The organism is Kitasatospora sp. NPDC056273 (assembly GCF_042268845.1).
Classification (GTDB): Bacteria; Actinomycetota; Actinomycetes; order Streptomycetales; family Streptomycetaceae; genus Kitasatospora.
Map to the genome: position 1 here is coordinate 68389 of NZ_JBHJSJ010000021.1, position 25799 is coordinate 94187.

The 25799-nt window shown below is 74.5% G+C and carries 20 protein-coding genes; 12 read left to right on the forward strand and 8 right to left on the reverse strand.

The features are described 5' to 3' along the window. Positions 1-237: 237 nt before the first annotated feature. From ACFCY1_RS20295 to ACFCY1_RS20315, 5 genes are all read left to right on the forward strand, one after another. On the forward strand, positions 238-441 hold the full coding sequence (locus tag ACFCY1_RS20295; RefSeq protein WP_375875452.1) for a hypothetical protein: 204 nt from the start codon (positions 238-240) through the stop codon (positions 439-441). A 6-nt stretch (positions 442-447) separates the two neighbouring features. After that, positions 448-711 carry a hypothetical protein gene (locus ACFCY1_RS20300; RefSeq protein ID WP_375875453.1) on the forward strand — a complete coding sequence of 88 codons (264 nt, stop codon included), beginning with the start codon at positions 448-450 and terminating at the stop codon, positions 709-711. A 258-nt stretch (positions 712-969) separates the two neighbouring features. Beyond that, the gene (locus ACFCY1_RS20305; protein WP_375875454.1) at positions 970-7173 is read left to right on the forward strand and encodes a DNRLRE domain-containing protein; all 6204 of its coding nucleotides are present in this window, start codon (positions 970-972) and stop codon (positions 7171-7173) included. A gap of 181 nt (positions 7174-7354) precedes the next feature. After that, the gene (locus tag ACFCY1_RS20310; RefSeq protein WP_375875455.1) at positions 7355-7957 is read left to right on the forward strand and encodes a hypothetical protein; all 603 of its coding nucleotides are present in this window, start codon (positions 7355-7357) and stop codon (positions 7955-7957) included. 236 nt (positions 7958-8193) lie between these two features. Further along, entirely contained in the window at positions 8194-11463 is a 3270-nt protein-coding gene (locus tag ACFCY1_RS20315; protein WP_375875456.1) for an SdrD B-like domain-containing protein, read from the forward strand. An 80-nt stretch (positions 11464-11543) separates the two neighbouring features. Here the strand turns inward: ACFCY1_RS20315 and ACFCY1_RS20320 are convergent, their stop codons facing one another. Both ACFCY1_RS20320 and ACFCY1_RS20325 read right to left on the reverse strand, forming a co-directional pair. Beyond that, on the reverse strand, positions 11544-12020 hold the full coding sequence (locus ACFCY1_RS20320; protein WP_117491456.1) for a hypothetical protein: 477 nt from the start codon (positions 12018-12020) through the stop codon (positions 11544-11546). Positions 12021-12354: 334 nt separating this feature from the next. Beyond that, positions 12355-13011, reverse strand: coding sequence for a choice-of-anchor P family protein (locus tag ACFCY1_RS20325; protein WP_375875457.1), 657 nt, complete (start codon positions 13009-13011; stop codon positions 12355-12357). Here ACFCY1_RS20325 and ACFCY1_RS20330 point away from each other — a divergent pair. From ACFCY1_RS20330 to ACFCY1_RS20345, 4 genes are all read left to right on the forward strand, one after another. Then, positions 12961-13809, forward strand: coding sequence for a UDP-N-acetyl glucosamine 2-epimerase (locus ACFCY1_RS20330; protein WP_375875458.1), 849 nt, complete (start codon positions 12961-12963; stop codon positions 13807-13809). The two genes, ACFCY1_RS20325 and ACFCY1_RS20330, sit on opposite strands and share 51 nt — an antisense overlap. Before the next feature lie 235 nt (positions 13810-14044). Then, positions 14045-16672: a class III lanthionine synthetase LanKC gene (gene lanKC / locus ACFCY1_RS20335; RefSeq protein WP_375875459.1), complete on the forward strand. Its 2628-nt coding sequence runs from the start codon at positions 14045-14047 to the stop codon at positions 16670-16672. 78 nt (positions 16673-16750) lie between these two features. Beyond that, positions 16751-16882 carry a hypothetical protein gene (locus ACFCY1_RS20340; protein WP_255357466.1) on the forward strand — a complete coding sequence of 44 codons (132 nt, stop codon included), beginning with the start codon at positions 16751-16753 and terminating at the stop codon, positions 16880-16882. Next, a complete protein-coding gene (locus ACFCY1_RS20345; protein ID WP_255357467.1) occupies positions 16882-17004 on the forward strand; it encodes a hypothetical protein in 123 nt (40 codons plus the stop codon). Before ACFCY1_RS20340 ends, ACFCY1_RS20345 begins: the two co-directional genes overlap by 1 nt. Positions 17005-17127: 123 nt before the next feature. Here ACFCY1_RS20345 and ACFCY1_RS20350 read toward each other — a convergent pair whose 3' ends face one another. Continuing rightward, positions 17128-18195, reverse strand: coding sequence for a LuxR C-terminal-related transcriptional regulator (locus tag ACFCY1_RS20350; RefSeq protein WP_375875460.1), 1068 nt, complete (start codon positions 18193-18195; stop codon positions 17128-17130). 156 nt (positions 18196-18351) lie between these two features. On the opposite strand from ACFCY1_RS20350, the gene ACFCY1_RS20355 reads away from it, so the two are divergent. Beyond that, the gene (locus tag ACFCY1_RS20355) at positions 18352-19281 is read left to right on the forward strand and encodes a response regulator transcription factor (RefSeq protein WP_375875461.1); all 930 of its coding nucleotides are present in this window, start codon (positions 18352-18354) and stop codon (positions 19279-19281) included. A gap of 111 nt (positions 19282-19392) precedes the next feature. Then, on the forward strand, positions 19393-20106 hold the full coding sequence (locus tag ACFCY1_RS20360) for an alpha/beta fold hydrolase (RefSeq protein WP_375875462.1): 714 nt from the start codon (positions 19393-19395) through the stop codon (positions 20104-20106). A gap of 88 nt (positions 20107-20194) precedes the next feature. On the opposite strand, the gene ACFCY1_RS20365 is transcribed toward ACFCY1_RS20360, so the two are convergent. Continuing rightward, on the reverse strand, positions 20195-20608 hold the full coding sequence (locus ACFCY1_RS20365) for a cupin (protein ID WP_375875463.1): 414 nt from the start codon (positions 20606-20608) through the stop codon (positions 20195-20197). Beyond that, entirely contained in the window at positions 20605-22113 is a 1509-nt protein-coding gene (locus ACFCY1_RS20370) for an MFS transporter (RefSeq protein ID WP_375875464.1), read from the reverse strand. Before ACFCY1_RS20370 ends, ACFCY1_RS20365 begins: the two co-directional genes overlap by 4 nt. A gap of 57 nt (positions 22114-22170) precedes the next feature. Between ACFCY1_RS20370 and ACFCY1_RS20375 the strand changes: the two genes are divergently transcribed. Beyond that, complete coding sequence (locus ACFCY1_RS20375) at positions 22171-22899, forward strand: TetR/AcrR family transcriptional regulator (protein ID WP_082345634.1); 729 nt, start codon at positions 22171-22173, stop codon at positions 22897-22899. A 50-nt stretch (positions 22900-22949) separates the two neighbouring features. Here the strand turns inward: ACFCY1_RS20375 and ACFCY1_RS20380 are convergent, their stop codons facing one another. The 3 genes from ACFCY1_RS20380 to ACFCY1_RS20390 form a co-directional block, all read right to left on the reverse strand. Continuing rightward, positions 22950-23723 (reverse strand): SDR family NAD(P)-dependent oxidoreductase, encoded by a 774-nt coding sequence (locus ACFCY1_RS20380; RefSeq protein ID WP_375875465.1) that lies wholly within the window; start codon positions 23721-23723, stop codon positions 22950-22952. Positions 23724-23860: 137 nt separating this feature from the next. Then, positions 23861-24661: a metal-dependent hydrolase gene (locus ACFCY1_RS20385; protein WP_049650939.1), complete on the reverse strand. Its 801-nt coding sequence runs from the start codon at positions 24659-24661 to the stop codon at positions 23861-23863. Between the two features lie 140 nt (positions 24662-24801). Then, positions 24802-25623: a lipase family protein gene (locus ACFCY1_RS20390; protein ID WP_375875466.1), complete on the reverse strand. Its 822-nt coding sequence runs from the start codon at positions 25621-25623 to the stop codon at positions 24802-24804. Between the last annotated feature and the right edge of the window lie 176 nt (positions 25624-25799).

Sequence of the window (25799 nt, forward strand, 5' to 3'; positions counted from 1 at the left end):
CCGATCTTTCCCCCGGCCGGAACCCCTCGCAAGGGCATGATCCGGTCAACGGCCCCGGCCCCGGCCGCCCTTCGCGGTTCTGCAGCATGCTGCCTGTCCTGTTCCTGCCCGCCGAATTCCCTTCCCGTGGCGGCCCGCGGACCGGGAGGATTCGCCGTGCGCGCATTCCCCGAATTCCCGGACACCCAGAACTGCGTTATCCCCCAACGAAGTTCCCGCACAGAACAGGAATCCGCCGTGGCCGTCCGTCCACTCGCCGCCGTCCTCCTGACCCTCGCCCTCGCCGGCTCCGCCGCGCCGGCCTTCGCCGCCGGTGCGACCGCCACCGACGCCCCGTCCGCCACCCAGGGCCCGGGTGGCGGGATCGGCTGGGACAACCCCTCCGCCCGGTCGATCGGCTGGGACGCCCCGCCCGCCGACGACGCCGTCACGCAGGCCTGACCTGCGGTGTTCGCAGTCCAGCTGACCGTGCCGGCCGGTGCCGCCGCCCCCTCGGGAGAGGCGGCGGCCGCGGAGGCCCAGGCCGCGCTGTGGGCGTGTGCCGCCCCGGACGACGGCCTGGAGCACGTGCGCGCCCGCGCCGTGCCCGAGGGCGTCGGCCTGGTGCTCTACGTCCGCGCCGCCAACGAGGCGGCGGCCCGGTCGAGGGCGCGGAACCTGCTGGCCAGGGCCCTGCCGGCGGCCGTCCGGCCGCCGTCCGGCCGCCGCTGAAGAACGCGCCGGGACGCGCTGGAACGCACCGAGCCCCGCTGCGGCCCGCGCCGTACCCGAGGGCGTCGGCCACCCGCCGTCACGCCCGGGGGCTTTCCGGCCTTCCAGGCAGCTTTCGACCGGTTCCTCCCGCCCGGGAGATTGGCCGGTTCTTTGCTGTCGCTTTACCCCGTCATGGCTGACGCACCATCAGCACGTCGGCCGTCCCCCCGTTTTCCGACCACCTTTCCTTCCCGTACGGACCAGTCGAGGAGTTCCATGTCACGCCCCACGGGCGGATCACCGCGGCAGCGGGCCGAAGCCGGCTCGCCGCCCCCCTCCGCAGCGCGCCGCGGCAACGGCGTACTGCGCCACACCGCCGTCGCCCTGGCGGTGGTGCTCTCGGTCGAGGCCGCCGCCGTCATCATGACGACCGGTCAGGCCGTCGCCGTCACCACGGAGCAGTCCCCGAAGCCCGCCAAGGCCCTGGGCCCGGCCGAGGCCAAGGACATCGCGACCGCCCACCTCAAGGCCCGGTTGGAGAACCGCCGGATCGAGGTGGTGGACGAGCGCACCGAGTCGACCACCAGCTGGATCAACCCGGACGGCACCACCACGCTGGACCTCGCCTCCGGCCCGGTCCGCTACAAGGACAAGGCCGGCAGGCTCCAGCCGATCGACGTCGACCTGGCGCGGCAGTCGGACGGCAGCCTCAAGGCCAAGGGGCACCCGCTCAACCTCTCGCTGGCCGGCGCCACCCCGCCCGCCGCCGCGTCGGCGTTCAAGGCCGCCGGTGCCCCGGCCGGCGCCCAGCAGGCCCCGGCCACGCCGCTGGTCTCGCTGGACAACGGCAACGGCACCGCGATGTCGCTGTCCTGGCGCGGCGCCCTGCCCGCTCCCACCGTGGACGGCGCCAGGGCCCGGTACGCGGACGCGCTCACCGCCACCGACCTGGTCATCGAGTCCACCCGGACCGGCTTCGAGCAGTTCCTGGAGCTCAAGGACCGCTCGGCGGTGGCCGCCAACGGCAGCGTGACGCTCACCCTGGACGCGGCCGGCCTCCAGGCCCGGCAGAACCCGGACGACTCGGTCTCCTTCCTCGACCCGAAGACCGGCGAGGAGAAGGGCCAGCTGCCCGCCCCGGTGATGTGGGACGCGCAGGTCGACGAGCGCAGCGGCGACCACACCCGCACCGCTCCGGTCGCGCTGAAGGTCGTCCAGAACGGGAACGCGATCGACCTGACGCTGACCCCGGACGCCGCGTTCCTGAACGACCCGAAGACGAAGTACCCGGTGACCATCGACCCGGCGGTCAACATCGGCGTCGGCTTCGACACCTTCGTCCAACAGGGCTACGCCACCGACGTCTCCTCGCAGACCGAGCTGAAGCTGGGCAACAACGGCTCCGGCCAGGTGGCGCGTTCGTTCCTGCAGTTCCCGATGGCGAAGATCAGCGGGAAGCAGATCACCGGCGGCAAGCTCAACCTGTGGAACTTCCACAGCTGGTCCTGCACCGCGAAGAGCTGGGAGGTCTGGGACACCACCACGGCCACCACGGCCACCCGCTGGACGGCCCAGCCCGGCTGGAACAAGAAGTGGGCGACGTCCACCGCGACCAAGGGCTACTCCAGCTCCTGCAACGACGGCTGGGTGAACCAGGACATCACCGCGCTGGTCAAGGCCTGGGCCGCCAACGGCAACACCAACAACACCCTGGGCATCCGGGCCACCGACGAGTCCGACCCGTACGGCTGGAAGAAGTTCAACTCCGGCAACGCGACGTCCAACACGCCGTACCTGTCGGTCACGTACAACACCCCGCCGGGCGTCTCCACGCTGGTCTCCCCGGCCGACGCCGCGCTGACCAACGACGCCACGCCGACGCTGTCCGCCAAGGCGACCGACCCCGACGGCGGCAACATCGCCCTGGACTTCGAGGTCTGGGCGTCCAACGGCACGGCCGCGCTGCAGTCCGGGCGCACCGCCATGGCGGCCTCCGGCTCGACGTTCACCTGGGCCCCGGGCACCAAGCTGGCCCCGGGCGCCTACAAGTGGCGCTCGCGCTCCTGGGACGGCACCGCCAACAGCGCCTGGTCGGGCTTCCGCACCTTCACCGTGGACACCACCGCGCCGGGCACGACCACCGTCTCCTCCGGGGACTTCCCGGCCGGCCAGTGGGCGGGCACCCCGGACGCCAACGGCAGCTACAGCGGCACCTTCACCTTCACCCCGCCGACCAGCGACGTGAAGGACATCCAGTACCGGCTGGACGGCGGGGCCTGGGTCACCGCGGCCACCACCGGCACCCCGGTCAGCGCCAAGCTCACCTTCAAGGCGGGCTCCCACACCGTCACCGCGCACACCCGGGACGCCGCGGGCAACGTCTCCGCCGACAGGACGTACGCCTTCTACGCCGGCAAGGGCTCCGCCCTGGTCGCGCCGGGCGCGGGCGAGCGCCCGGCCCGCCGCACCTCGCTGCAGGCCGAGGGCAACAGCACCTACACCGGGGTGCGCTACCAGTACCGGCGCGGTGAGACGGACGCCTGGAAGGACGTCCCGGTCGCCAACGTCGCCACCACCGACGGCAAGCCGGTGACGGCCTGGCCGTTCACCGCCCCCGGCGGCAAGCCGGCCGCGCTGACCTGGAACATCACCGACACCCTGGCCGAGAACGGCCCGGTCGACGTCCGCGCGGTGTTCACCGACGGCACCGCCACCGACGCCACCGAGCCGAACACCGTCACGGTGGACCGCAACGCGGGCACCGCGCCGGAGACCAAGGTCGGCCCGGGCGAGGTGAACACCCTCACCGGTGACCTCACCCTCTCCGAGAGCGACGCCGAGGCCTTCGGCCTGCACGCCGAGCGCTCCTTCTCCTCCCGCCGGCCCGCCAACGGCTCGGCCCAGGAGGGCCAGGCGGCGATCTTCGGCCCGCAGTGGAGCTCCGGCACCACCGCCGAACTCACCGACGCCGCCTACTCCTACGTCCGCCAGACCTCGGCGACCTCCCTCTCGGTGGTCTCCGCGGACGGCTCCGAGACCGGCTTCACCGCCACCGGCGCCGGCGGCTGGAAGCCCGAGCCCGGCGCCGAGAACCTCACCCTGACCGGTGCGCTCACCGGCTCCTTCACCCTGAAGGACACCGACGGCACCACCGTCACCTTCGCCAAGGTCGACCCGGCCGCCACCACCTGGCAGGCCTCCGGCTCCTCGCTGCCCAGCGACAACTCCACCACCTCGGTGGTCTCGGAGAAGGTCGTCTCCGGCGGCAAGACCCTGGCCCGCCCGAAGTACGTGGTCGCGCCGTCCTCGGCGACCGCCTCCGCCGACTGCGCCGCCGTGCCGTCCACGGCCGGCTGCCGGGTGCTGGAGTACGTCTACGCCGACACCACCACCGCCACCGCGTCCGCCCTGGGCGACACGGCCGGCCAGGTGAAGCAGATCCGCCTGTGGTCCACCGACCCCGGCGCCGCCACCGCCACCCCCGTCGCCGTCGCGCAGTACGCGTACGACGCCCAGGGCCGGCTGCGCGAGGTCTGGGACCCGCGGATCAGCCCCGCGCTGAAGACCGCGTACGGCTACGACGCGGCCGGCCGGGTCACCACCGTGACCGAGCCCGGCGAGCTGCCGTGGACCCTGGAGTACGGCAAGGCCGGCAACGCCGCCACCGCCGGCGACGGCATGCTGCTCGCCGCCTCCCGGCCCACCCTCAAGCAGGGCAGCAAGGACGTCACCGACGGCACCGCGACCACCTCGGTCGTCTACGACGTCCCGCTGAGCGGCGCCAACGCGCCGTACCCGCTGGCGCCGTCCGACGTCGCGGCCTGGGGCCAGAGCGACGCCCCGACCGACGCCACCGCCGTCCTGCCGCCCGACGCCGTCCCGGCCACCCACGACGGCAAGGCGCTCGGCACCGCCGGCTACAACCGCGCCTCGGTGACGTACACCAACGCCTCCGGCCGCGAGGTCAACACCGCCACCCCCGGCGGCGGCATCACCACCACCGAGTACAACGCCTACGGCAGCCCGGTGCGGACCCTCTCCGCGGAGAACCGCGTCCTCGCCCTGGCCACCACCGGCAACGACCTGAACAAGCTGCGCGCCCTCGGCATCGCCGGCCGCTCGACGGCCGACCGCGCCCAGGTGCTCTCCTCGACCTCGGTCCACTCGGCCGACGGCAAGCGCCTGCTGGAGCAGTACGACCCGCTGCAGCTGGTCACCCTGGAGCACGGCGTGGCCGCCTCCGGCAGCTCCCCGGCGCTCGCCGCCGGCGACGAGGTCCCGGCCCGCGCCCACACCGTCAACGGCTACGACGAGGGCCGCCCGGCGAACGCCGCGGTCAGCGACATGACCACCTCGGTGACGGTCGGCGCCCGGATCGACGGCTACGCCGCCGACGCCGACACGCGGACCACCGCCACCGGCTACGACTGGGCCCAGGGCCTGCCCACCTCGGCCGTCCAGGACCCGGCCGGCCTGAAGATCACCACCAGCACCGGCTACGACGCCAGCGGCCGGGTGACCTCGCAGAGCCGCCCGAACTCCACCGGCTCCGACGCGGCCACCACCGTCACCACCTACTACACCGGCACCGGGACCGGAGCCTGCGCCGGCCACCCCGAGTGGGCCGACCTGGTCTGCTCGATCGCCCCGGCCGCGCAGATCGCCGGCGGCGGCGCCAACCCGCCGCAGCTGCCGACGAAGACCTTCCAGTACGACCGCTGGGGCAACGTCACGGTCCAGACCGAGACCGCCAACGGCGTCACCCGCACCACCACCCGCGGCTACGACACGGCCGGGCGCGCCGTGAAGACCTCGATCAGCGGCGGCACCGGCACCGCGGTCGCCGACACGGTGTTCGGCTACGACCCCGCCAACGGCGAGCTGACCACCACCAGCAACGGCAAGGCCACCGTCACCCAGGGCTACGACCGGCTCGGCCGCCAGGTCTCCTACGACGACGGCGCCGGCAACGTCACCACCACCGAGTACGACAAGCTCGACCGCCCGGTGAAGAAGTCCGACTCGGTGCCGTCCACCGTGACGTACGGCTACGACACCGCCAAGGACCCGCGCGGCCTGCCCACCTCCCTGACCGACTCGGTGGCCGGCACCTTCACCGCCTCCTACGACGTCGAGGGCCGGCTGGTCTCCCAGACCATGCCCGGCGGCAACACCCTGACCAGCAGCTACGACAGCCAGGGCGTCCAGACCGGCAAGACCTACACCAACCAGGCGGGCACCGTCCTGCTGGCCGACACCGCCGACTTCACCGTCCACGGACAGCAGGCCGGCCGTACCCAGAGCGACGGCAACAGCACCACCAGCGGCTACACCTACGACGCCACCGGCCGCCTCACCAAGGCCGCCGACAGCACCGGCCTGGCCTGCTCCACCCGGACCTACGCGTTCGACAGGAGCAGCAACCGGACCAACCGCACCAGCGTCACCGACGACTGCGACCCGGCCACGGCGGACACCGTCACCCAGGCCGAGACCCACGGCTACGACACCGCCGACCGCCTCACCGACGCCGGCTACGTGTACGACGCCTTCGGCCGCACCACCGCCCTGCCCAAGGGCACCCAGGTCGGCTACCACACCAACGACCTGGTCCGCACCGAGACCCTCGGCGACACCCGCAAGACCTGGGACCTGGACGCCGCCGGCCGCCTGGCGCTCTCCACCACGGAGGCCAAGGGCACCGACGGCACCTGGACCGTCACCGCGCAGGACACCAGGCACTTCGACGGCGGCACCGACAGCCCGACCTGGTCCAAGGACGCGGCCGGCAAGCTGACCCGCAACGTCCTGGACCTGACCGGCCGGCTCACGGCCGCCACCGGCACCGACGGCGGCGCGGTCCTGCTGCTGACCAACCTGCACGGCGACGTGTCCGTCCAGATGTCCCCCGACGGCACCGAGGACCTCGCGGTCTACCACTACGACGAGTACGGCAACGTCGTCGACGCCACCGGCTCGGCCGCGTACGGCTGGCTCGGCGGGGCGCAGCGCGAGGCCGACAGCGTCTCCGGCCTCACCCTGATGGGCGTGCGCCTGTACGACCCGACCACCGGCCGCTTCCTGCAGACCGACCCGGTCCTGGAGGGCTCGCCGAACGCCTACGGCTACCCGGTCGACCCGATCACCATGGACGACCTGACGGGCATGTCCTGGAAGAAGAAGTGGGTCGCCAACTTCAGCCGGGCCGAGGGCAACACCATCGGCGGTCTGCTGGTCGTCTCCAGCAAGATCTCCAAGGGCATCTCCGGGATCCTGAAGAAGCTCCCGCACATCGCCGCCCGGGCCGCCGGCTGGGTCCTGTGGGCGCTGTCCTACCTGATGAAGAGCATCGGCAAGAAGTTCCTCAAGGCCGCCAACAAGCGGGGCAGCCACGGGGTCCGGTTCACCTTCGGCATCTGGCACTCCAGCCACTGGTACGTGCCGGACTACCCGACCTACCGGGTGGACCCGCGCTACTGAGAGGGGGACGGCACCCGAGAGGGGGGACGGCACCACGCTGACGCTCCACTGACGCACGGCAGGATGCACGACAGGTGAGGCCGGGCCCGGGGGTGCTCCCCCGGGCCCGGCCGCTTGCGCGCGCCGATGATCATCCCGGCGTAGGCTCTCGGCTGATCACAGGGGCACAGGAGAGGGAGACATGGGCCAGAAGATCATCCGGTTCTCGGACCTGACCGGCAAGCACGCGGAGAGCGACGCGGACCTGGTGCGGGTGGTGGTGCTCCGGCACCCCGACCTGACGGACGGTCCGGTCGAGATCGACGCGCTGGCCGGGGAGTTGGGCGGCGTGCGGGAGCTGGCGCTCGACCTGGTCACCGTCGAGCTGCACCACCCGGACCGGGCGGAGCCGCAGACGGTGGTGATGGAGGCGGCGACCTTCGACCGGCTGGCCTCGGCCGCGCCGATGGCCGAGGTGCTGCGCGGCGCCCGCCCGGCCGCCCGGACGGCCGCGCGCGAGACGGCGCCCACCCCCGTGCGGGAGGCCGCGCCCACCACCGTGCGCGGGGCGGCGCCCGCCGCCGGCCGGGAGCGGGTCGACCACGCCGGCCTGGAGCACGCCGGACGGCCGCACCAGGGCCGCACCGCCGAGGCGGAGAAGCAGGTCGTCCGGGAGCACCTGGAGGAGATCAACGAGCGGCTCGCCGCCGAGGGCGTGCGCACGATCGACCCGGCGAACGTCGAGCACGTCACCCAGTACCGGCTGGACACCCTGGCCCGGGAGACCGGTGTGATGTTCGGCTGAGCCACCCGGGTCGCGCCGCCCGGCGCTCCGGTTGCGCCGCCCGCCGGGGGGAGCTCGGCGGGGGCGGCCCGGCCCGTCGGCCGCAAAGCCCCCACGGAACGCCGTACCGCCCCGGAACGCCGTACCGCCCCGGGCCGCGCTGCCGCCGGGCGGGTGACCGCCGAGCAGGTGAACCGCCGCGACCGGCCCTCGTGTCGCCGACCGGTGCGCCGGGGCGATCGGCTGGACTGCCCGCTATGCGACTTCCATTCCGGACCGGGCGGATCGCCTCGGTCCTGGCGCTGGTGGCCGGCTCGCTGCTGAGCAGCAGCGTGCTGGCCCCACCGGCCCAGGCCGCGATCTCCTTCACCAAGAGCGTCGACAAGGCGACCGTCTCCCCGGGGGAGAACGTCACCTACACGCTGCGCTACACCTGCTCCATCACCGAGTGCACGGGCGGGAACATCCTCGACACCCTGCCGTCGAACATGCAGTTCCTCGGCTGGACGCCGGACCCGTCCTCCGTCGACGTGGCCGCCTCCACGGTGCCCGCCGCGGGCGCGACGGGCGGCACGATGGACATCAGGCTGAAGGACCTCAGTCCGGGCACCACCGCCACCATCACGGTGACGATGAAGTACCCGAACTTCACCACCCCGAACGGCGCCGCCTCGACCAACTCGGCCACCATGTCGGCCACCGGCGAGACCTCGCAGACCGCCACCGCGAACACCACGGCCCAGGTGCAGCCGCAGTACACGGTGACCAAGGGCATCCAGACCTCCAGCAGCGACAACCGCACCGTCACCTACCAGTTCACCCCCTGCGCCACCGACAACGTGCCCAACGTCGACCTGGACACCAGCCGGCTGCTGGACACCCTGCCGCCCGGCGCGGTGGTGGACACCGGCCGCTCGCCGGGCTGGACGCAGGTGCCGCCCGGCCCGAACACCTGGGGCTACGACATCGGCCCGTTCGTCTCCGGCAACGGGCGCGGCGGCTGCCGCAACCCGGGCGTCCTGGTGGTCAACTACCCGGCGGCCTCCTTCCCGGACGGGACCACCTCCGAGAACACCGTCGACCTGCTCGGCGCGCCGCTCACCGAGGCCGAACGGCAGCTGGACACCTCGTCCGTCACCACCAACACGTTCCAGCCCCCGGTGACCGGCGTGGTGGTGACCGCCAGCAAGGTCTGGCGCGACACCACCACCAACGGCGACCTCAACTCCTTCAGCCTGTCCGCCACCAACACCGCGGGCCCGGCCACCAGCCTCACCATCACCGACCCCGGGGCCGGCAGCACCGACGGCGTCTACAACTGGATCTTCCCGCAGTCCCTCCAGCTGGAGCCGTGGAACCCCACCAGCATCCAACTGACCCTGCAGTACCGCCTCAACGGCGACCCCACCTGGCACACCTTCACCCCGGGCACGCCGTTCAACGGCTCCACCGCACGGCGGCTCACCTTCGCCCAGGGCGCGGGCGACCCGGCCAACGACGTGCTCGGCATCCCCGCCGGGCAGTGGCTGGACGGCCTCAAGCTCACCTGGAACGGCCCGATCCCCACCGGCTGGAGCCCCGGCAACGCGGTGCAGCTGGTCACCCAGGTCGCCACCCCCGGCCACGACGGGCGCCCCGCCCCCGAGCCGCTGACCAACTGCGTGGACACCAGCGCCACCGACGGCACCACCACCGCCAACGCCAACGCCTGCGCCCGGACCACCATCACCCAGGCCACCAACCTCGGCGCCGCCAAGACCACCGTGGCCGGCGAGCTGTCCGCCCCCGGCGGCAAGGCCACCTTCCAGGTCATCCCGTACAACCGCAGCGCCCACGACCTGGACCGCCCGCTCGTCCTGTACGACCTGCTGCCCGCCGGCGTCGTCTACATCGACGGCTCGGCCCGGCCCGACCCCGACTACCCCGACGCCAAGGCCCCTTCGTCGATCACCGTGACCCCGGGCCCGGACGGGCGCCAGCTCGTCAAGATGGAATGGCCGGCCGGCGCCCCCGACTCGACGTACCTGCACGACGCCATGGCCTACCGAATGCTCTTCGACGTCCAGGTCGCCGACAGCATCCGCTCCGGCACGCTGACCAACGACGTCTACGTCACCGTCGACCAGCCCACCGCCCCGGTCGCCTGCATGTACTCCGGCTCCGACAGCGGCAGCACCCCCGACGTGCTCGACCTCAACGGCAACGGCGACACCACCGAGCTGATGTGCCACGCCTCCTCGCAGATCCAGGTCGACGTGCCGGCGGTGCTGCGCTCGTACAAGGAGGTCAAGGGGGACCTCGACGCCGACTACATGACCATCGGCACCGCCACCCCCGGCGGCCAGACGTCCTGGCGGATGACCGTCCGCAACGACTCCCCGGACCCGGTCACCGACTTCATCGCCTACGACAAGCTCCCCACCCCCGGCGACAACTACGTGCTCACCCAGGACGCCCCGCGCGGCAGCGCCTGGACCCCGTCGCTCAGCCAGCCGATCACCAGCAACGACCCGACCGTGGTGATCGAGTACGCCACCGACCCCAACCCCTGCGTGAACCCGCTGCTGGTCGACCGCACCGGCTGCAACAGCGCCGCGGTCTGGAGCACCACCTTCCCCGGGCCGGGAACGGCCACCTGGTTCCGCCTCAGCCGCCCCGGCGCCCTGGCCTCCGGCGAGTCCTTCACCCTGACCTGGCCGATGGTCGCCTCCTACGACGCGCCGGAGGGCGAGTACGCCTGGAACAGCTTCGCGTACACCGCCACCGACGCCTCCGGCCGCCAGCTGCTGCCGGCCGAGCCCGCCAAGGTCGGCGTCGCGGTCAAGCGCGTCGCCCCCTCCAACAACGCGCTGGGCGACTTCGTCTGGCACGACCGGGACGGCTCCGGGATCCAGAAGCCCGGTGACGAGGGCATCCCCGGGGTCACCGTGCACCTGCTGGACGGCAACGGGCAGCCCGTACGGGACAAGGACGGCAAGCCGGTCACCACGGTGACCGACGCCACCGGGCACTACCTGTTCGACAACCTGCCGGACGGCAGCTACGCGGTGCGGTTCGACCTGACCACCCTGCCCAAGGGCGCCACCGTCACCAAGCAGCACGCCGGCACCGACCCGAGCAAGGACTCGGACGGCGACCCGACCACCGGCATCACCCAGACCGTCACCCTCAGCGGCGGGCAGCGCGACCTCGACCTCGACCTGGGCGTGATCCTCCAGACCAGCTCCCCGTCGCCGTCGCCCTCGCCGTCCCCCTCGCCGTCCCCCTCCCCGTCGCCGAGCCCGAGCCCGTCGCCGTCCCCGTCCAACTCCCCGTCGCCGTCGCCGTCACCGACGTCCTCGCCGAGCACGACGGCCACCGCGACCCCCACCCACCCCCACACCCCGAGCGCGTCGGAGAGCGGCGAGCTGCCGCACACCGGCGGCTCCTCCTCCGACACCCTGGTCGCGGCGCTCGGAGCCATCGCCCTCCTCGGCGGCGGCGTCCTCTGCTTCGTCGCCTACCGCCGACCGGGCCGCCACAGCTGACGCCCGCCTGACACCGACCTGACACCAGTGGCGCCGCCCCACCGAGGGCGGCGCCACCGGCGCGTTCGGGGTCGGTACTCCTAGTCCAACTGGGACAGCACGTCGGTGATCAGCCTGGTGGCGAAGTCCTCGCCGTTGCCCGAGATCCGGTTGATGTACTCCGCGAGCAGGACCACCATGGCCTCCAACGGGTTCATCTCCTCCTTCGTCCACGGTCCGTACTGGGCGCGCCAGAGGTTGGGGCTCAGGCCCGTACCGGCGGCGATGAGCAGGCCGGCCATGATGGGGATGACCTCGGGGCTGAAGGTCCTCGGCATCATCCGCATGGTGGCCACCAGGCTGGGGACCGCGTGCTCGATCACGTCCTCCTCCTGCTTCTCGAAGGCCGTGCGCAGCCAGTTCATGTACATGTAGACGAGCGTGCAGGCGCCTTCCACCAGCGCCTCGGCCTCGCCGGGGCCGAAGGACGCGGTGAGCTGGTCGACCAGCCGCTGGTGCTCGGGGTCCGTCCCGGACTTGCCGTCGTAGATGGACTTGAGCCGGGAGTCGATCACCATGAGCGCCGCGCTCACATCGCCGACGGGAGCGTACTTGGGGTCGCAGGACGACACGGGACTCCTCCTAGAGCGGCCACGGCCGGTACGGCCGGTCGGTTCGTAGGGTAGGCGAGCGATCGGACCGGGTCCGACGGCTCCGGCCGCAGGCACCCCGCGGTGCCGGGTACGGAGGGCCGGGCCGGACCGGCCGGGGCGGTCCGGTGGTGGTGGGACGGGCCTTCCCGTCACCCGGCGGCGGCGCCTCACACGTCAGGGCGAGGTACCGGAAGCCGGGTTGACCGCGGCGGGCGGCGGGCGGCCGGCCCCTGCTCCGGGCCGGCCGCCCTGCCTCCCGTCAGACGGCCGACGCGGCGGACCGGGCGTTGCGGCGGCGGACGTAGACGGTGGCCAGGACACCGGCGAGCACCGCCCCGCCGCTCATCCCCGCGACGGACGGGTTGATCATCGGCACGGCGGCGGCGGGCTCGGCGCCGCCGCACCGGGCGTGCCCGATGACCAGGTTGGCGCCGTTCAGCGACGGCAGCAGGGTGAGGTGGACGGCGTTGACGGTGAGGACGCCGTTGGCGTCGGTGGTCTGCTCGTTGAGGACGATCGAACCGACCAGCGGGATGCTGACCCTGGTGTTGGCGGGGGCGTTGGCCTGGAGGTTGGTCGGGATGCCCGCGACGCTGATCGACCCGCCGGCGATCAGGCCGCTGCCGGTGGCCCCGGTGGGGGTGGCGGCGCAGGTCGAGTCGACGCCGGTCAGGGAGACCGAGGCGACACCGAGGTCGAGCCCGAGCTTGTCGACCGTCGCGGAGGCCGAGGCGGTGCCGTCGACCGGGTTCCCGGCGGTGTTCGCGGTGAGCACGGAGGTGGTGGCGACCGGCCCGACGGTGAGGCCGACCAGGGTCCGGGTGCCGCCGGACGGGTACGTCGACTCGGGCGACGGCGCGCCGGAGTGGCCCGCCTCCTCGGCCCGCGGGCCCGCATCGTCTGGAGCGGCCAGCACTGGGATCCGGCCCTCACCACCACGTTCTTCGCCCAGTACGGCCTCCCCCGCCCGCACCACCTGCTGAAGGGCGTCGGCGGCGAACCGCGCGGACGCCAAATAGGCCGGATGGTCAGCGCATTGAGCGACCACCTCGCGGCCCGCCCGCCGGCCGCCGTCCTCGTCCAGGGCGACACCAACACCGCCGCCGCCGTCACCCCCGGCGGCTACGTGCTCGCCACCATCCACCGCCCCGAGAACACCGACGACGCCGCGCGGCTCGCCCAGATCCTCGACCAGCTCGCCGCCCTGGACCTGCCGGTCCTGCTGCCGCTGCACCCCCGGACCAGGGCCGCCGTCGAGGCCTTCGGCCTGCGCGGCCCGGTCGCACGGCTGCGCCGGATCGAACCGCTGGACCACGCCGGCTTCCTCGCCCTGGCCCGGCACTGCCGGCTGCTGGTGTCGGACTCCGGCGGGGTCCAGGAGGAGTGCACGGTGCTCAAGCGCCCGCTCGTGGTGGTGCGCAACTCCACCGAGCGCCCCGAGGCCGTCCGGGCCGGCTTCGCCCGGCTCGCCCGCCCTGGCCACGAACTCGCCCGTGCCCTAAGGGAGTTGCTCGCCGACGAGGCCGTCGGCGAACGGCTGGCGCAGCTCCCCTCGCCCTACGGCGACGGGCGGGCGAGCGCCGAGATCGTCGCCGCCGTCCGCAGCCGCTACCTCGCCCCCGAGCCGCGCACCGAACAGCACACCGACCAGCGCCCGGAGCCCGACCGCACACCGGTCGCGGCCGCCGCCACCGGCGTCGGCGGACACCGCTGAGCGAGGGCGGACAGCCGCCGCCTCCAGGACCCGCCCGCAAACTGCCAGGCACGAAGGTGGCGGGTCGGACCCGTCGACCCCGCCCACCCCGGCTGGCAGGGTCGGAAGCAGCCCGCAACCGGCGGGATCGACCGCACCCGGGGGGCTCCCATGACGACGACATCCGACGGCCGGCCGGCCACCGGAGCGGGCGCGTCCGGGTGCCGGCCGCGGACCGCGGGCTGAGGCGGGCAGCATGGACGACCGCTACGAGCGCCACTGCTTCGCCGACCCGCTGTTCTACGACGACCCCGCCCGCGCCGAGCACGCCGACGACCGCTTCGCCGCCGCCACCGCCCCGCTGCCGCCGGGCTGGGAGCGCCACGAGCACGGCCCCTGGATCAGCCTGCGGCCGCCGCACGCCCGACTCCCCGAGCAGGGCTGGAAGGTTCACGTCTCGGCCACCCCGGACGAGGCGGAGCAGGTCGTCGAGCAGGTCCTGGCGTACTGCCTGGAGCACGGGCTGACCTGGAAGTTCCTGCGCGGCCGGGCCACCGTGCTCGCCCTGAACAGCAAGTACGCCGACCGCCGCGCCAGCGGCAAGCTGATCACGCTCTACCCGGAGGACGACACCCGGTTGGCCCGAGTGCTGGACGACCTGTCCACCCTGCTGAAGGGCGTCCCCGGCCCCTACGTCCTGAGCGACCTGCGCTACCGGGAGGGCCCGCTCTACCTGCGCTACGGCTCCTTCGTCGAACGCCACTGCACCGACGAGCGGGGCCGGCGCGTCCCGGCGATGCGCGGCCCGGACGGCGCACTGGTGCCCGACACCCGGGGCACCGTCTTCACCGTGCCGGACTGGGCGCCGGTGCCGGAGCTCGTCTCCGCCCAGCTCGCCGCCGACGCCGCGCGTGAGGCCGAGGCCCCGGCCGACTTCCCGTTCGAGGTCGTCAAGGCGCTGCACTTCTCCAACGGCGGCGGGATCTACCTGGCCACCGACCGGCGCGACGGCCGCCAGGTGGTGCTGCGCGAGGCCCGCCCGCACGCCGGGCTCGACTACGCCGGCCGGGACGCGGTGCAGCGGCTGCTGAGCGAGCGCCGGGTGCTGGAGGCGCTGGCCGGGGTGGACTTCGTGCCCGCCCTGTACGAGTACCGGCAGGTCTGGGAGCACCACTACCTGGTCGAGGAGTACATCGAGGGCGAGCGGCTGGAGGACGTCTTCACCCGCACCTGCCCGCTCACCCACCCCGACCCGGACGAGGCCGAGCTGGCCGCGTACACCGACTGGGCGCTCGACGTGCTCGACCAGGTCGGCGGCATGCTGGCGGCGCTGCACGAGCGCGGGCTGGTCTTCGGCGACCTGCACCCCAACAACGTGATGGTCCGGCCGGACGGGCGCTGCGCGCTGGTCGACTTCGAGATCGCCTTCCCCGCCGACGACCCCGCCGCTCCCCCGCTGGGCGCGCCCGGCTTCGTCTCGCCGAAGGCCCGGCGCGGAACCGCCGTGGACGCGTACGCGCTGGCCGCGCTGCGGCTCTACCTCTTCCTCCCGCTGAACATCCAGCTCGGGCTGGACTCGGGCAAGGCCGAGCTGGCCGGCCGGGAGATCTCCCGCCGCTACCCGGTGCCCGCCGGGTTCGGGGCCGAGGTGGCCGAGGCACTGCACCGGGCGGCCGGCGGGAAGCTGCCGGCGGGCGCCACCGAACGCGCTCCGGGGACCGCCGACGGCGCCGCAGGGCCGGCTCGTCCGGCCTGGCCCCAGGAGCCCTCGGCGGACACCGAGGCCTGGCGCCCGGTGCTGGACTCGCTGGCCGCGGGCATCCTGGCGATGGCCACCCCGGACCGGACGGACCGCCTCTTCCCCGGCGACGTCGAACAGTTCGGCCCGGGCCACGGCGGCCTGGGACTGTCCTACGGCGCGGCCGGCGTGCTGTACGCGCTCCGGGCCTGCGGCCGCCCCGCCCCGCCCGAGCACACCGACTGGCTGGTGGCCCGCGCGAACGCCGCGGCCGACCTGCCGCCCGGCCTCTACGACGGGCTGACCGGCATCGCCTGGACGCTGGCCCGGCTCGGGGCGACCCGGGAGGCCGACGCGCTGGTCGAGCGGCTGCTCGCCACCGAGGCCCCGGCCGATCCGGGGCTCGGCTCCGGACGGGCCGGCATCGCGCTCGGCCTGCTCGACCTGGCCGACGTGCTCGGCCGCGAGCGGCTCGCCGAACGGGCCCTGGCCCTCGGCCACGAGCTGGCCCGGGACGAGCCCGCACCCCGGCTGCGCGGCCTGCTGGACGGCTGGAGCGGGCAGGCCGCACTGTTCCTGCGGCTGTACGGGCACACCGGCGAGCGGAGCTGGCTGACGGCGGCCGAGGCGGCGCTCGGCCGCGAACTGGACGAGGCGGACGTCACCGACGGGATGCTCTTCCTGGTCGAGGACCGCCACCGCCGCAAGCTCCCGTACCTGGCCGCGGGCGGCGTCGGCACCGCCCGGCTGATCTCCGAGCTGGCGCGGCACAGCGGGGCGGACCGACCCGACGGCGCGGGCCGGCTGCCCGGCCGGTTCGCCCAGGCGACCGCCGCCGCCGACCGCGCCTGCCTCCCCGACCTGATCGCGGCGGCCGGCCTGTTCGAGGGCCGGGCCGGGCTGGTACTGCACCTGCTGCGCGGCGGACGCGGGGCCGAGGCCGACCGCCACCTGCGGCTGCTGGAGTGGCACGTGATGAACCATCGCGGCCACCTCGCCTTCCCGGGCCGGCGCTCGATGCGCCTGTCGGCGGACCTGGCCACCGGCGCCGCCGGAGTCCTGGTCGCGCTGCACGAGGCCGTCCTCGGCCCGGTGCCGCTGCCCGGCATCACCGACTTCCCCGGTCCTGAGGCTTCGAGGCCCTGAGGCTTCGAGGCCCCTGGGACCCGGGGGACCACCACGGCCACCATCCGGTGGCCGGCACCACCACGGAAAGGAACGACCATGACCCAGATCCTGGCCCTCCAGGGGCTCCAGAGCGAGATCGGCACCGGTGCCGTCGAGCCCAACAGCCACTGGAGCAGCTTCGCCCACTACCGCGCCGAGGCGCCCGTCGCCGAGGAGGCCGGTCTCTGATGTCGACGATCCTCTCCCTCCAGGCGCTCGAGGCCGCCCAGGACGACGCGGCCGTCCCGTTCAGCCACTGGAGCACCGATCTGCACCTGCCGTTCGGCGCCCCGGTCGAGGCTGCGGAGTAATCCTCCGACCGACGACACGGAGGCCCGCCGGGACCACCCGGCGGGCCTCCGTCCGTCGTACCGGGGCCCTTGTCCGCCGAGCCCGGGCCGCCGTCCGCCGTGCCCGCCGGGTTGGGGTCGGCCTCAGCAGGGCCCGGTGGCGTCCGCCGGGACGGTGAGCCCGGCCCGCTCGGCCAACGCCCCGGCCTGGAACCGGCTCTGCGCGCCCAGACGCGCCAGCAACTCGGCGATGTGGCGCCGGCAGGTGCGGGTCGACATGCCCAGCCGCCGGGCGATCGTGTCGTCCTTCTCCCCGGCGGCGAGCAGCACCGCGATCACGTCCTCGACCTCGCGGGACACCGTACGGGCGGCCCGCGGCGCGGTGTCGTACGGGACCGCCTGGCTCCACTCGTGCTCGAAGAGCCCGACGAAGTACGCCACCAGGGACGGCTCCCGGACCAGCAGCGCCGCTCCGGTGGCGAGCCGGGCCGGCACGAAGGCCGTGGTCCGGTCCACCACGACCAGCCGGGCCGGCACCTCGGCGCGGGTCCGGACCTCCGCCCCCGCGCCGATGACCAGCTCCGCGTAGGAGCGGGTGGGCGGGTCGAACCGGGCCGGGTGCTGGTACAGGCTCCGCAGCCGGACGCCCCGCCCCAGTGCGGCCAGGTCCCGGGGCAGCGCCTCCGCCAGGTCCGCCTGCGGGTGCCCGCCGCCCGGCTGGACGGTCAGCACCTCCTCCTTGGCGGCGCCCACCACGGAGCCGAGCGCCGAACCAGCCGCGTGGGCGTCCTCCAGCAGGCGGACCGAGCCGTCCACGCCGCCGCCCTGCGCCCGGTACACCGGCTCCAGCGAGGCCACCTCGGCGCGCAGCCCCGCCAGCGCGGCCTGACGGCGGCCCAGCTCGGCCTCCGCGATGCGCAGCCGCGCCTCCTCCCGTCCGGTCAGCCGCGCGGCGGCCGCCTCCGGGCCGACCGCCGCGAAGCAGCCCGGCCCGGCTCCCGGTCGCCGCACCAGCAGGCACAGCGCCGCCAGCCGGTCGACGGCCGCCCGGCAGCGCGCCTCGCCGAGCCCGAGGTCGGTGGAGATCCGCGCCAGGTCGGCGGGCTCGACCCGCCGGTGCCGCACCGCCCACTCGTAGACCAGCCGCGTCTCGCGATCGAGCAGGGCCTCCCGCCCCGACGACCGGACCGCGTCCGTTTTCACCGGATTCATCCACCCCTCCTCAGTCGGCCAACAACTTCCTGGCCCCCTCACCCCCTGGCGGCCGCCGCGACCGTTGACGACGATCGAACAACCGCTTCCGGGGCCGACCGACCGCCGGACGCGACCGTCGACCGTCGGCCGCCACCAGCTGTCAAGAGGGCTGTCATGAGAGAACGTGGAACCGTCCACATCGCGTTCACCCCACACGCACCAGGAGCCCCACTGGGCTCCGTCCCGGCCCCCACCACCCCCGCCGCCGGGCCGGGCGACGGCACCGTCGCCTTCTACGCCTGGGCCGTCCGCCGGGACCGGCCCGCACCGGTCCGGCCCGTGACCGGGCAGTCGTGGCGGGCCGAGCAGTCGTGGACGGCCGCGCAGGCGGTCCACGGGCGGCCGGAGACCGGCGCACCCGCCGTACGGCCGGAGGAGGTGCCGCCGGACCATGGCGCCGTACACGCGATCGTCGGCGACCGGCTGCTGCGGGCCCGCCGGGAGGTCGTCCTCTGCTGCCCCGGCGGCGACCCGACGGCGGCGGCGCTGGCCGACCTGGTCGTGGCCGAACTGCCGCGCACCGACCCCGCGCTGCGGGTCCGGATCGTCCACCAGCACCCCGCGCGCTTCCACCTGCCCACCCAGCGCCAGGCCCGGGCCGCGGAACGGGCCGGCGCCGAGGTGCGGACCACCGGGGAGAGCTGCGGCCCGCTGCTGGTCGTCGACCGGGAGAGCGCCTTCCTGCCGGAGCGGGGACGGACCGACGGGCTCGTCCTGGTGGACCAGCCGTCGGTGGTGGCCCACCTGGCCGACTCCTTCGAGACGCTCTGGCACCAGGGCGAGGCCTTCCGCAGCGGCCCGGCCGCCGCCCGCGCCGTCTCGGACGAGCTCCGGACGACGATCCTGCGGCTGCTCGCCGACGGCCTGAAGGACGAGGTCATCGCCCGCCGGCTCGGGCTCTCGCTGCGCAACTGCCGACGGCACATCGCCGGCCTCTACAGCTCCCTGGGCGCGGACAGCCGCTTCCAGGCGGGTGTGCTGGCGGAGCGTCACGGCCTCACCGGGACGGCGGCGGCCGCCGCCGTCGCCACCGGAGGCCGCTGACGGCCGGCCCGGGTGCGACGGCGACACGCCCGGCGTCACACCGCCGTCACGTTCACCACGGATACTCGGACGGGCCCACCGCCCGCGCCCCGTACGACGGAGGACCCGCCTGTGACCGCCGCCCCCGACCGCCCCACCTTCCTGCTGGTCCACGGCGCCTGGCACGGCGCCTGGTGCTGGGACCCCCTGCGCGCCGCCCTCGCCGCCGACGGCTGGCGCTCCCACGCCGTGGACCTGCCCAGCTCCGCCGCCCACCCCGACGGCACCCGGTCGGCGGGCCTGCTGGAGGACGCCGCCGTGATCCGCGACCACCTGCGGCGGATCGACGGCCCGGTGGTGACGGTCGCCCACTCCTACGGCGGCGCCCCCGCCACCGAGGCCGTCGCGGGCGCCGCCAACGTGGTGCGGGCGGTGTACGTCTCCGCCTTCCAACTGGACGTGGGCGAGAGCACGTTCTCCTTCCTGGGGATTCCCTCACCGGAGGACGACACGGGCCACACCCCGCCGGACGTCGCCCACGCCCGCCAGGAGTACTACGCCGACGTGCCCGCCGACGTCGCCGACCGCGCGGTGGCCCGGCTGAGCCCGCAGAGCGTCCGGTCCTTCACCGAGCCGGTGACCACGGCGGGCTGGCGCACGGTGCCCTCCAGCTACGTCGTCTGCGACCAGGACCAGGCCCTCGACCTGTCCCAGCAGCACCGGCTCGCCGCCCGCGCCGACACCGTCCACCGGCTGCCCAGCAGCCACTCCCCGTTCCTGTCCATGCCCGGGGAGCTCGCCGCCCTGCTGGCCCGGATCGCCGGCTCCGCCACACCCTCGGCCTGACGTCAATCCCCTTGTTGACAAGGGGTGTTGGCGGACACGCCAGGGTGGTCCGGCTCGTGCCGGACCACCCCGCCACGGCCCACGCCGGTCAGCCCGCCTCGGTGCGCGGCTCCAGCCGGGTACCCGTCCGGAGGGTGATCGACATCAGGTCGCTGGGGGCGTCGAGTTCCAACCGGTGCCAGCGGCCCCGGGGCACGATCGCGGCGGTGCCCGCCGTCAGCCGTACCACCGACTCGGCCTCGCCGGGCTCACCGGGCTCGACCGGGCGGAGGAAGAGCCGGACGCCGCCGGCCAGGCAGCAGACCGCCTCCTCGGCCTCGGGGTGCATCTCCCAGTGGTCGGCGTGGACCTCGGCGTCGCTCTCCACGTGGAAGGTCGCGATCTGCCAGGCCTCGGCGTCGCCGCCGGTCATCCGCCGCCCGGTGGCCCGGACGTCGCCGTCGGGGTGGATGTGCAGGGCCGAGGAGAACAGGTCCACGGCCTCGATCGGAGTGGTCGTCATGAGCGGGTTCCTTCCAGTCGGTTCTCCACGCGGTTCCGCGCGGAGCTTTCTGCCGGGCCCTCCGCTACGGGGGTGAGCGGGTCGGGGAGGCCCGGCGCCTCCGGCCGCCGCCGGGGCAGCACGGCGACCGCCACCAGCGCGGCGAGGACGAAGAGCCCGGCGGTGACGGCCAGTCCGGTGGCGTAGCCGTCGTTGAGGGCGGCCGGGTCGGTGGCGCCGCCGGTGCGGTGCGCGGCGACGGTGGCCAGGGCCGCCAGGCCGACGCAGCCGCCGAGCTGGCGCGAGCTGTTGAGCAGGCCGGAGGCCATTCCGGCCTCGCGGGCGGCCACACCGGTGGTCCCGGCGGCGGCGACCGGGGCCAGGACCAGTCCGGTGCCGACGCTGGTGACCAGCGACGGGCCGAGGACGTCGGTGAGGAAGCCGCCGTCCGGGCTGATCAGCGCGAACCAGGCCAGGCCCACGGCGGCCAGCACGGCCCCGGGCACCAGGGCGGCCCGCGGAGTGCGGCGCGCGACGACGCGGGTGGCGAACACGGTGCCCGCGACCAGTCCGGCCGAGAAGGGCAGGAAGGCGAGGCCGGTGGCGGCGGCGCCCAGGCCCAGGACCTGCTGGAGGTAGAGCGAGACGAAGTAGAAGGCGGTGAACTGCCCGGCTGCGGCCAGGAACACCAGCACGTTGGCACCGGCCACCCAGCGGCTGCGCAGCAGGCCGAGGCGGAGCAGCGGCGCGGCGGTCCTGGCCTCGGTGACGGCGAAGGCGGCCAGCAGGGCGCCGGCGGCGGCGAGCGTCCCCAGGGTGGCCGGGGAGCCCCACCCCCGGACGTCGGTGCGGACCACGCCGAACACCAGCAGCCCGATGCCGGCGGTCGCGAGGACGGCGCCGAGCACGTCCGGCCGCTCCCGCCTCACCGGCCGTACGGACCGCTCGGGCCGCGCCTCGGCGGGGCCGTCGGCGGGCAGCAGGGCGAGCGCCGTCGCCACGACGGGCAGGTTGACCAGCATGACCCAGCGCCAGCTCGCGTACTCGGTCAGCAGCCCGCCCGCCAGCACCCCCAGGGCGCCGCCGGCGGCGTTCGTCGCGCTCCACACGCCGAGCGCGCGCACCCGCCCGGGCCCTTCGGTGAACGTGGTGGTGAGCATCGCGAGCGCGGCCGGGGCGGCCGCCGCGGCGCCCACACCCTGCCCGGCGCGGGCGGCGACCAGCTGCCAGGGCTCCTGGGCCAGCCCGCCGCCGAGCGAGCAGAGGCCGAAGACGGCCAGGCCGAGCAGGAGCAACCGGCGCCGTCCGTACAGGTCGCTCGCGCGTCCGCCGAGCAGCAGGAGCCCGCCGAAGGTGAGCGCGTAGACGTGCACGACCCAGGAGAGGTCGAGCGGGGCGAATCCCAGGTCGGTCCGGATCGCGGGCAGGGCGACGTTGACCACCGACATGTCCAGGGCGAAGACGAACTGGGCGACGGCCACCGCCGCCAGCACCCGGCCGGGGCGCCCCCGTGAGTTTTTGTACATGTATAGAAAGTAACCCCGGGCGATCCCCACTGTCGAGTCCCGGGTGATGATGGGGGCATGCAGCAGCCCTCCACCCCGCCGTCCGCCACCCCCCAGTCGGCCGGAGCGCGGCCCGCCGCGGCGCAGCCCGCCGCGCGGCGCAAGGCCACCGGTCGGCCTCCCCGGATCTCCCGGGAGGAGGTCGTCACGGCGGCCCGCCGGATCGTGGACGAGGAGGGCGTCGAGCGGCTGACCATGCGCCGCCTGGCCGCCGAGGTCGGCAGCACACCGATGGCGCTCTACCACCACGTCCGCGACAAGGAGGAGCTGCTCGTCCTGCTGCTGGACGACTACGCCGCGCGGACACTGCGACCGACCGCGCTCCCGGCCGAGCCGCGCGCACGGGTCGTCGCCGCGGCGGCCGCCATCCACGAGGCGCTCGCCGCCTGCCCGTGGATCGTGGAAGTGCTGACCGGGGACAGCCTGATGTCCGCCCACTCGCTCTGGTTCGTCGAGCAGATCGTCGACGGCCTGGTGGCCTGCGGCCTGTCGCCGGAACGGGCCGTCCAGGGCTACCGCGCCATCTGGTACTACACGGCCGGCGAGATCATGGTCCGCACGTCGACGGCCCGCCGACGGCCCGCCGACGACCGCCCGACCCACCGTCAGCAGGTCTTCGCCGACCTCGACCCGGAGCAACTCCCCCGCCTGGCCGGGCTCGCGGACCGCTGGGCGCCGCTCACCGCCCAGGACACCTACCGGGACGGCCTCGACGCGCTGGTGGACGGCCTGCTCGCGGCCCGCTGAGCGGCCGCGCCGGCGTCCGCACCCCGGTTACCCCCCGACCAGCGCCCCGGCTACTTCCCGACCACCAGGCGGCCGATCGTCCGGCCGAGGAGGCGGGGCGCCAGGCGCCGGGCGGTCCACATCGCGCGGGTGCCGCGCCCGGGGAAGGCCCACAGCCGACCGCGCGCCAGGGCGCGGTCCATCGAGTCCAGGACCGCTTCGGTGCTCAACCCGCGGACCCGGCCCATCAGTTCGGGGGAGTCGTCGCGCATCCGGTCCAGCATCGGGGTCTCCACCGCGGGCGGGCAGACGCACACGACCTGGATCCGGTCCTTCCGGTGCTCGGCCGCGACGGTCTCGGCCAGGAAGTGGACCGCCGCCTTCGCCGCCCCGTACGCCCCGCCCATCGGCACCGGCACCCAACCCGCGATCGAACCGAGGATGACCACCTGGCCCCCGCCCCGGGCGGCCATGGCGGGGACGACGGCGTGCACCAGGCGGAGCGTGCCGCCGTACACGGTGTCCATCACCCGCAGGGTGTCGGCCGCGTCCCGGTCCAGCAGCCGGCCCATCACGCCGACGCCCGCGCAGTGCACCAGCCGCCGGGGCGGGCCCAGTTCGCGGCCGACGTCCCGGACCACTGCGGCGACCGCCGTACGGTCCGTGACGTCGCAGACGAACGGGCGCGCCCCGGGAGCCTCCCGCGCCAGCCCCTCCAGACCGGCCGCGTCGACGTCGACCGCCGCGACCGCCCAGCCCGCCCGGGCCAGCCGCAGCGCCGCCGCCCGGCCGATCCCGCTGGCGGCACCGGTGACGATCGCCACCTCTCCCGGTACGGACGCCATCTGTCACGCTCCCAAGGCCGCGAGGAGTACCGGACACGCTCCCGGCGCCGGAGGCCGGCCTCCCCCGTCTCCCGCGCCGACCGGTGCCTACCCGGTCGACGCGCCGCCAACTCCCCTCCCCCGAAGGAACATCGACCTCAACCGTTGCCGAAGAAGCCGAGCGCCCCCGCCCCGCACACCCCGCCGACCCCCATGAACACCGGGGTCAGCACCTTGATCTCCACCCAGCTGCCGGCCCGGAACCGCATGCCCTTCGGCGGCCCGATCGGGTACCAGCGCCGGCGCCCGATCGGGATCGGCCACAGCACCGGGCAGCCCGAGACGGTCAGCGCGTCGCCCAGGCAGTGCACCAGCGCGCCGAGCGCGATCGGCAGCCCGATCCAGAGGTACTGCTGCCCGGGCTCCTCGAACAGCCACTGCGAGCCGTTGCCGGGCTTGTCGAGGACCTCCGCGAGCATCCACGCGCTGGTCGCCCCCAGCAGCCACACCAGGACGTCGCTGGAGACCCGGGCGTGCCGCCACAGCAGTCCCTCGATCGCCAGCACCATGTGCACGAACAGCACCACCAGCACGCCCCAGCGGCCGCCGTACACGGCCACCGCCGCCGCGCCCGCCCCGCACAGCACCGCCCAGAGCCAGGTGTGCGTCAGCGTCCGGTGGCCGCCCGAGCGCCGCGGGTCGCCCTTGCCGCGGGTGGCCTTGTACACCGCGTACGAGAGGTTGTCGATCACCTCGCAGAGCGCCCGGGACACCGGTCCGAACGCCCTGGATATCGTCGCCGCCTTGTGGTCCAGGTCGGGCGCCAGGGCCGCGCCCGCACAGATCAGCGCCCCCGCGAGCAGGACCGGCCAGGGCATCGGCTCCCCCATCCCGGCCGCCGCCGCGCCCACCCCCAGCCAAGCGGCCGCACCCGACAGCGAATGCGCCGGTCCCATCATGTCCGTACACCACCGATCCTCGTCAGTTCCGTCCTCACCACGAGGACCTGAGTTCACGGCAGCCTATCCGTCCAAGATCACCGGGCCCGCGCCCGTCCCGTGCGCCCCCGCCCCGGCGCGAGCCCTCCAGCCCGCGCCGGTCAGGCCAGGGCCTTCTCCAGCGCGGCGAGGTAACTGCGCATCAGGTGGTCGCGGATGCCCTCGCCGTCCGGGGAGAACGCCGCGGCACCCAGGCCCTTGGCCCGGTCGGTCAGCGCGGAGACCAGCGGGACCTTCTCCTGGACGCGGCCCGCGGAGTCGATGTGGCGCAGCGCCTCGACGTGGGTGAAGGCGGGCTCCGGGGGCAGCTCGGGGACGATGTCGTTGCCGTGCACGAAGCGGTAGGTGCGCCCGCGCAGGCCCTTGTCGTACGCGGCGGCGAGCAGCCGGTCGCAGGTCCGGGGCTGGCCGTAGGTGTAGACGCCGTCGGCCGCCAGGCTCGGCTCCTCCAGGTCGAGCCGGGCGGCGGCGAGCATGGCGAGGGCGCCGCCGAGGCTGTGGCCGGTGAACCACACGGTCTGGTCGCCGGTCCGCAGGTCGGAGACGGCCTTGGCGACGTCCGGGTAGACGGATTCGAGGGCCTCGGCGAAGCCGTAGTGGACGTAGCCCGTCCGGGCGGGGCCCGGCCAGGGCGGGGTGGTGGAGTCGGTGAGCCAGTCGCGGATCTGCGCGGGCTCGGTGCCGCGGAACGCGGTGACGATCATGTTGTCGCCGGCCATGGTGTAGGCCTGGGTGTCCTGCAGCGGGAACGGCGGGGTGAAGCGCGTCTGGTGGTGGCGCACGGTGTCGAAGCCCCAGGCGCGGGCCTGCTCCTCGATCGCGGCCTCGTCCTGGTAGGCGAGTTCGGCGGCCTTGGCCAGCCAGTACGCGTGCGGGAGGCTGTAGCCGGTGGCGTGCTGGTCGAAGTCGGTGGGGACGGCCATGGGGGCGACTCCTGTCGGGTCGACGGAAGGGACGGCGGGCCTGCCCCAGGGCCCGGCCGGCGCCCTCCACCGGGCGCGCACCGTAACGCCCTGGCGACCAAGGGTGACGCTACCGCCCGCGCGGTTCGTGGGCGACCGGGCACACCGCCGCCCGTCTTCCCTCCCCGGGCACCCAC